Consider the following 1,878-nt stretch of genomic DNA (forward strand, 5'->3'; position numbering starts at 1 on the left):
TCGCCCCGCACCAGATTAAGATCGCCAAGCTCAACCCCGAGATGATCCGCAACCACCCGGCACTTAGCTTTAAGAAAAAAGAATAGCGGCGCGGAAACGCCGGAGAGGGTTTCGTAATTGCCCTGGCCCTTGCTGATGATCAACGGCGCCTGGTGAAAAAGCTCCAGAAACTCAGGGCTGCAGAGTTCCAGGACCGTGCCCGGCGCACTGCAGCCGGAAGAAATAATGGTGGCGCAGGCATCGAGACCGGCAGCCAGGGCATCCGCGAAAGTCGCGTCATTGATAATCGGCGCTTCACGTACGACATATTTAACCGGCGTGGCCGTTTCCCGGACAATGGTCTCTATAAAAAGCCGATCCATGACCGTTTCACCGGTGTTGTCACCAAGATAGAGCAGCCACTCGGCTTTCTCCAGGGCCGCGCGAAAAAGCTCCTCCTGCCAGTGACCAAAGGCGCCATGATCAAGCACGCGGTCAAGCTCCTGGGCCAGATCAAATTGCGAGGCCACCCCGAAATCAATCACATTGCCGGCGACCGCGAATTTGGCTGCCAGGCTTAAGGGGTCCGGCGCGGCCGCCACTCGTTTCTGTAACCGGGGATAAAGCGCCAGAGCTTTTTCGGTGCTTTCCCGTTTAATTGCGGCGAAAGGATCAGGGCTGCCGACATAACGACTGATCATCTGATAGAGCCGGATGGAGGTTTTGGGCGGTGGGTCGGCAAGCTCGATCTCGGCCAGATCGGCGGAAAATTCGCACAACATGTTTAAGCAGTCCCTCTCGGGCAGCTCCAGAAGTTGGCCGACACGCACGATCTGGCTCATGAAACAAGCCAGACAATCAAGATAGGTTTGCATAAATTTTTTCCGCTAGCGATGGCGCAGGGTTAGCACAATGCCGCCGACAATCATGAATATACCGACCCCGTGAAACCAAAAGAAACGCTCCCCGAGAAAAAGAAGAGCCATGATCGAACCGAAAACCGGCACCAGATGAATGAACAGCCCGCCCAGATTGGCGCCGATCAGTTCAATGCCGCGATTGTAACAGACATAAGAGATGATGGAAGGGAAAATCGCGACATAAGCGATGGTCAAAAGGGTCTGCGGATTAAAATTCAGGGTTCTGACATTCAGACTTTCCCAGAGATAGAGCGGCAGCAGCATCAGGGTTCCGGCGATAAAGGTAAAGGCGATAAAGCTTACCGGATGGAGCTTCGGCCGCCACCGCAGCATCACCGAATAAAAGGCGTAACCGATAGACGCGATAAAGATCAGAACATCCCCCCGGTTCAGGGACAGGGAAAACAGCAACTCAAGATCGCCGCGAGCAATAACCATCACCACCCCAGCCAGAGAAAACGCGACCCCGAGCCCTTGCAGATAATTGATCCGGTCACGAAAGAACAAAAAGGAAAACAGCATGATCAGGACCGGCATCGTCGACTGAATAAGAAAAGCGTTGAGAGCGATCGTGGTCTGCAGGCCGCTGTACAGCAGGGTATTGAACATCGCCACCCCGGTCAGCGCGAGCAACAACAGCAACGGCAGGTGTTTCCTGATCACCGACCAGTCCTTCTGCAGGTATCTCCAGGAGAAAGGGAGAATCAGGCTCGAGGCCCCGGCCCAGCGCCAGAAAGACAGGGCGACCGGCGGCACTTCCAGGCGCATATAGCGACCGACAATGCTATTGAGCGACCAGAAAAAAACCGCCAGCGGCAGCAGCAGATAAGGAAGACGATAAAGACGGCGCAAAACATTTACCATAAACACCCAAGCTCAGCAGGACCACAACCACGTGAAAATTAAAGTTCAACGGAGACCTGCCTTTCTAACGTCTGTGTCGGAAAAGGTCAAAGAAAAAAACGACACCGGCCGGCGA

2 protein-coding genes are annotated in these 1,878 nt (G+C 54.4%); both read right to left on the reverse strand.

Features of this window, described 5'->3' with window-relative positions; all coding sequences use genetic code 11:
• A partial coding sequence (locus tag ENN66_00320; GenBank protein HDS15082.1) for a DUF89 family protein occupies positions 1–854 on the reverse strand: 854 nt, incomplete at its 3' end.
• Positions 855–866: 12 nt separating this feature from the next.
• A complete protein-coding gene (locus ENN66_00325) occupies positions 867–1,763 on the reverse strand; it encodes a DMT family transporter (GenBank protein ID HDS15083.1) in 897 nt (298 codons plus the stop codon).
• Between the last annotated feature and the right edge of the window lie 115 nt (positions 1,764–1,878).

The organism is Pseudomonadota bacterium (assembly GCA_011049115.1).
Taxonomy (GTDB): domain Bacteria; phylum Desulfobacterota; class Anaeroferrophillalia; order Anaeroferrophillales; family Tharpellaceae; genus DSCM01.

What these genes read in the sequence shown, in the direction of transcription:
- ENN66_00325 (HDS15083.1), bottom strand. Translation starts at nt 1,763, where the DNA reads ATGGTAAATGTTTTGCGCCGTCTTTATCGTCTTCCTTATCTGCTGCTG.